4 protein-coding genes and 1 pseudogene are annotated in these 6,000 nt (G+C 61.0%); all 5 read left to right on the top strand.

The window, feature by feature from the left end; genetic code table 11:
- Positions 1–198 precede the first annotated feature (198 nt).
- Positions 199–1,458: an AGE family epimerase/isomerase gene (locus tag NUV89_RS13150; RefSeq protein WP_257781653.1), complete on the top strand. Its 1,260-nt coding sequence runs from the start codon at positions 199–201 to the stop codon at positions 1,456–1,458.
- A 104-nt stretch (positions 1,459–1,562) separates the two neighbouring features.
- Complete coding sequence (locus NUV89_RS13145) at positions 1,563–2,849, top strand: ABC transporter substrate-binding protein (protein ID WP_017737962.1); 1,287 nt, start codon at positions 1,563–1,565, stop codon at positions 2,847–2,849.
- Positions 2,850–3,082: 233 nt separating this feature from the next.
- Positions 3,083–3,991 carry a carbohydrate ABC transporter permease gene (locus tag NUV89_RS13140; protein WP_026136944.1) on the top strand — a complete coding sequence of 303 codons (909 nt, stop codon included), beginning with the start codon at positions 3,083–3,085 and terminating at the stop codon, positions 3,989–3,991.
- Positions 3,984–4,829 carry a carbohydrate ABC transporter permease gene (locus NUV89_RS13135; protein WP_124524882.1) on the top strand — a complete coding sequence of 282 codons (846 nt, stop codon included), beginning with the start codon at positions 3,984–3,986 and terminating at the stop codon, positions 4,827–4,829. The genes NUV89_RS13140 and NUV89_RS13135 overlap by 8 nt, the downstream gene beginning before the upstream one ends.
- Positions 4,830–4,831: 2 nt before the next feature.
- Positions 4,832–5,923 (top strand): annotated as a pseudogene (locus NUV89_RS13130) (ABC transporter ATP-binding protein); the annotation flags it as partial.
- Between the last annotated feature and the right edge of the window lie 77 nt (positions 5,924–6,000).

Raw genomic sequence — 6,000 nt, 5'->3', positions numbered from 1 at the left:
CAGAAACACATTCGGTGACTGACCCACCGCATTCGCGAGCAAGCCCGCTCCCACATTTTTTATTGGGGCCAAGAGTTAAATAGTGTTCTTGGCTAAATTGTCACCGCCTGGTGACATTTCCCATCCCCTTCGTTACTTGCCCCCCAGGCCCCCTTGTTTAGACTCCGGTCATCCCACAAACAATAATAAGGGCCCCCCATGACCACCCAACCTCTGCCTGCCAGCAGTTGGCTGAACGCGCCTGCCCATCACGCCTGGCTGGCGGCCGAAGGCCAGCGTCTGCTGGCCTTCGCCAAGGCTTCGCGACTGCCCGACGGTTTCGGCAACCTGGACGAAAAAGGCCAGTTGCCAGCCGATGCCCACGCCGAAACCATGAACACCGCCCGCATGACCCACAGCTTCGCCATGGCCCACGCCCTGGGGTTGCCGGGTTACGCCGACTTGGTCGCCCACGGTGTCGCGGCCCTCAGCGGCCCGTTGAAGGATGCGGCACATGGCGGCTGGTTCGCCACACCCCACGCCCTCGATGGCAACCATGGCAAGGCCGCCTATCTACACGCCTTTGTCGCCCTGGCCGCCAGTTCTGCCGTGGTGGCGGGCGCCCCCGGTGCACACCATCTGTTGAACGACGCTGTCCACATCATCGACCAATTTTTCTGGAGCGAGGAAGAGGGCGTGATGCTCGAATCCTTCGCCCAGGACTGGAGCGCGGTCGAAGCCTATCGCGGCGCCAACAGCAACATGCACGCCACCGAAGCGTTCCTTGCCCTGGCCGATGTGACCGGTGAAACACGCTGGCTGGACCGCGCGCTGCGGATCGTCGAGCGGGTGATCCACAACCACGCAGCCGCCAACCAATTCATGGTGATCGAGCATTTCGACGCGCAATGGCAACCCTTGCTCGGTTACAACGAAGACAACCCCGCCGATGGCTTCCGCCCTTACGGCATCACCCCCGGCCATGGTTTTGAGTGGGCGCGGCTGGTGCTGCACCTGGAAGCCGCGCGCCAGCAAGCCGGGCTGGCCACGCCGGACTGGCTGCTGACCGACGCCAAGGGCCTGTTCGCCAGCGCGTGTGAATACGCCTGGGCCGTCGATGGCGCCCCCGGCATCGTCTACACCCTCGACTGGAACCACCGCCCGGTGGTGCGTGAGCGCCTGCACTGGACCCATGCCGAAGCCAGCGCCGCCGCCCAGGCCTTGCTCAAACGTACCGGTGAGTTGCACTACGAAACCTGGTATCGGCGTTTCTGGGAGTTTTGCGAAACCCATTTCATCGACCGCATCCACGGCAGCTGGCACCACGAACTCAGCCCGCACAACCAACCCAGCAGCACCATCTGGGGCGGCAAACCGGACCTGTACCATGCCTGGCAAGCGGTGGTGCTGCCTGCGCTACCCTTGGCACCCAGCATGGCCAGTGCCATCGGGGATGGGCGTTATGTCACCAGCTGGTGACATTTGTACGTCCCTTTGTTACCTGCGCCGCAAAAATCCATGTTTAAACTCCGTGCAGCGCAAGCTCTAGACTTGCATGCATAACAACAAAAAAAGGTACTCAGATGAACGCGATTAATCGCCTCGCCGTCGCTATTTCCATTGCCTCGTTGTTTCCCCTCACTGCATTTGCCGCCGACTCCAAAGGCACGGTCGAAGTGGTGCATTGGTGGACGTCTGGCGGTGAAAAGGCGGCTGTAGATGTCCTGAAGGCCCAAGTTGAGAAAGACGGTTTCACCTGGAAAGACGGCGCCGTCGCCGGTGGCGGTGGTGCCACGGCCATGACCGTGCTGAAAAGCCGCGCAGTCGCCGGCAACCCGCCCGGCGTTGCCCAGATCAAAGGCCCCGACATCCAGGAATGGGCGTCCACCGGCCTGCTCGACACCGACGTGCTCAAAGACGTCGCCAAAGAAGAAAAGTGGGACTCCCTGCTCGACAAGAAAGTCTCCGATACCGTGAAGTTCGACGGTGACTATGTCGCCGTACCGGTCAACATCCACCGCGTAAACTGGCTGTGGATCAACCCGGAAGTCTTCAAGAAAGCCGGTATCACCAAGAACCCGACCACCCTCGAAGAATTCTACGCAGCCGGCGACAAGCTGAAAGCCGCGGGCTTCATCGCGCTCGCCCACGGTGGCCAGCCTTGGCAGGACAGCACCGTATTCGAAGCTGTCGTCCTGTCGGTGATGGGCGCCGATGGCTACAAGAAAGCCCTGGTGGACCTGGACAACGCCGCGCTGACCGGCCCGGAAATGGTCAAGTCGCTGACCGAGCTGAAGAAAGTCGCGACCTATATGGACGTTGACGGCAAAGGCCAGGACTGGAACCTCGAAGCCGGCAAGGTCATCAACGGCAAGGCCGGCATGCAGATCATGGGTGACTGGGCCAAGTCCGAATGGACCGCCGCGAAGAAAGTCGCTGGCAAGGACTACGAGTGCGTAGCCTTCCCGGGCACCGATAAGGCTTTCACCTACAACATCGACTCCCTGGCGGTGTTCAAGCAGAAAGACAAAGGCACCGCTGCCGGCCAGCAGGACATTGCCAAAGTCGTGCTGGGTGAAAACTTCCAGAAAGTGTTCAGCATCAACAAGGGTTCGATCCCTGTGCGCAACGACATGCTCCACGAAATGGACAAGCTCGGCTTCGACTCTTGCGCCCAGACCGCTGCCAAGGACTTCCTGGCGGACGCCAAGACCGGCGGCCTGCAACCAAGCATGGCGCACAACATGGCCACCAACCTGGCGGTGCAAGGTGCGTTCTTTGATGTCGTGACCAACTTCCTCAACGACCCGAAAGCCGACCCGGCCGACACCGCCAAGAAACTGGGCGCTGCGATCAAGTCTGCGAAGTAACGCCGGGTAGCGGTTTTTTTGTGGGAGTCGGGCTTGTGTGGATGCCGAGCTTATTGTGGGAGCGGGCTTGCTCGCGAATGCAGTGCGTCAGCCAATGCATCAGGTGACTGAGCCACCGCCTTCGCGAGCAAGTCGAATCGTCGCACCGCCGCTCCCACACAAGCCCGCTCCCACATAAAGCCTGCTTCACAAGGTTTTTTGGCTAGTCCTTTTTCCCTGTATTGGATTTCCCCATGAGTTCTGTTGCTGTGTTCAGCAAAGCCTCGCCGTTCGATGCACTGCAGCGCTGGCTACCGAAACTGGTGCTGGCGCCGAGCATGTTCATCGTGTTGGTGGGCTTCTACGGCTACATCCTGTGGACGTTTGTGTTGTCGTTCACCACGTCCACCTTCCTGCCCAGCTACAAGTGGGCGGGCCTGGCGCAATACGAGCGGCTGTTCGACAACGACCGCTGGTGGGTCGCGAGCAAGAACCTGGCGCTGTTTGGCGGCATGTTTATCGGCATCACTCTCGTAATCGGTGTGCTGCTGGCGGTGTTCCTCGACCAGCGTATCCGCCGCGAAGGTTTTATCCGCACCATTTACCTGTACCCGATGGCGCTGTCGATGATCGTCACCGGTACGGCCTGGAAATGGCTGCTCAACCCGGGCATGGGCCTGGACAAACTCCTGCGGGACTGGGGCTGGGAAGGCTTCCGTCTGGACTGGCTGATCGACCCTGATCGCGTGGTCTACTGCCTGGTGATCGCCGCGGTGTGGCAAGCCTCGGGTTTCATCATGGCGATGTTCCTCGCCGGCCTGCGTGGGGTCGATCAATCGATCATCCGCGCCGCGCAGATCGACGGTGCCAGCCTGCCGCGCATCTACTGGAGCGTGGTGCTGCCAAGCCTGCGCCCGGTGTTTTTCAGTGCGGTGATGATCCTCGCGCACATTGCGATCAAGAGCTTCGACCTGGTGGCGGCGATGACCGCCGGTGGCCCGGGCTATTCGTCCGACCTGCCAGCGATGTTCATGTACTCGTTCACCTTCAGCCGTGGCCAGATGGGCATGGGCTCGGCCAGTGCCATCCTGATGCTCGGTGCGATCCTTGCGATCATCGTGCCTTACCTCTACTCCGAGCTGAGGACCAAACGTAATGACTAGTCTCGCCTCCAAACCTGCCATCAGCCTGAGTCGCGTCGCAATCTACGCGGTGCTGATCCTCGCCGTGCTGCTGTACCTGGTGCCGCTGGTGGTGATGCTGCTCACCAGCTTCAAGACCCCGGATGACATCAGCAACGGCAACCTGCTGAGCTGGCCGACCGTGGTCACCGGCATCGGCTGGGTCAAGGCCTGGGCTACGGTGGATGGGTACTTCTGGAACTCGATCAAGATCACCGTTCCGGCCGTGCTGATCTCCACCGCCATCGGCGCGTTGAACGGTTATGTGCTGTCGTTCTGGCGCTTCAAAGGCTCGCAGTTGTTCTTCGGCTTGCTGTTGTTCGGCTGCTTCCTGCCGTTCCAGACCGTGCTGCTGCCGGCGTCGTTCACCCTGGGCAAAATGGGCCTGGCCAGTACCACCACCGGCCTGGTGTTCATCCATGTGGTCTACGGCCTGGCGTTCACCACGCTGTTCTTCCGTAACTACTACGTGAGCATTCCCGACGCGCTGGTGAAGGCCGCACGCCTGGATGGCGCAGGATTTTTCACCATCTTTCGCCGAATCATCCTGCCGATGTCCACCCCTATCATCATGGTCTGCCTGATCTGGCAATTTACCCAGATCTGGAACGACTTCCTGTTTGGCGTGGTGTTCTCCAGCGGCGACTCGCAGCCCATCACGGTGGCGCTGAACAACCTGGTCAACACCAGCACCGGGGCCAAGGAATATAACGTGGATATGGCAGCGGCGATGATCGCCGGCCTGCCGACCCTGCTGGTCTATGTGATCGCAGGCAAGTATTTCGTGCGCGGCCTCACGGCCGGCGCGGTCAAGGGGTAATCATGGCTACGCTTGAACTTCGCAATGTAAACAAGACCTATGGCCCTGGCCTGCCCGACACCTTGAAGAACATCGAGTTGTCGATCAAGGAAGGCGAATTCCTGATCCTGGTCGGCCCTTCGGGTTGCGGCAAATCCACGCTGATGAACTGCATCGCTGGCCTGGAGACCATCACCGGCGGCGCGATCATGATCGGCGACCAGGACGTGAGCGGCATGAGCCCTAAGGATCGCGACATCGCCATGGTGTTCCAGTCCTACGCGCTGTACCCGACCATGAGCGTGCGCGAAAACATCGAGTTCGGCCTGAAGATCCGCAAGATGCCCCAGGCTGACATCGACGCCGAAGTGGCGCGCGTGGCCAAGCTGTTGCAGATCGAACACCTGCTCAACCGCAAGCCGGGCCAGCTTTCCGGTGGCCAGCAACAACGTGTGGCCATGGGCCGCGCCCTGGCACGCCGGCCGAAGATCTACCTGTTCGACGAACCGCTGTCCAACCTCGACGCCAAGTTGCGCGTCGAGATGCGCACCGAAATGAAACTGATGCACCAGCGTCTGAAAACCACCACCGTCTACGTGACCCACGACCAGATCGAAGCGATGACCCTGGGCGACAAAGTGGCGGTGATGAAAGACGGCATCATCCAGCAGTTCGGCACGCCGAAAGACATCTACAACAACCCGGCCAACCAGTTCGTGGCGAGCTTTATCGGTTCGCCACCGATGAACTTCGTGCCCCTGCGCCTGCAGCGCAAGGACGGGCGCCTGGTGGCCGTGCTCGACAGCGGCCAGGCCCGTTGCGAACTGGTGTTGAACGTGACCGATGCCGGCCTTGAAGACCGCGACGTGATCCTCGGCCTGCGCCCGGAGCAGATCCTGCTGGCGGCGGGTGAGGGCAATGGTTCGAGCATTCGCGCCGAAGTGCAGGTCACCGAGCCGACCGGCCCGGACACGTTGGTGTTCGTGCAGCTCAATGACACCAAGGTCTGCTGCCGCCTGGCGCCCGACGTGGCCCCGCAGGTGGGCGAAACCCTGACCCTGCAATTCGATCCATCCAAGGTTCTGCTGTTCGACGCCAATACCGGTGAGCGTCTGGGCACTGTGCAGTCACAGCCTACCCCTGTGGGAGCCGGGCTTGCCCGCGATGGCGATATAAGCAGCCACAAAAAAGG

Origin of the sequence: Pseudomonas sp. 18.1.10 (assembly GCF_024655625.1) — a bacterium.
In the GTDB taxonomy this organism is placed as follows: domain Bacteria; phylum Pseudomonadota; class Gammaproteobacteria; order Pseudomonadales; family Pseudomonadaceae; genus Aquipseudomonas.
The sequence above is the reverse complement of the archived record's forward strand: the minus strand, read 5'-3'. Positions and strand labels throughout refer to the sequence as shown.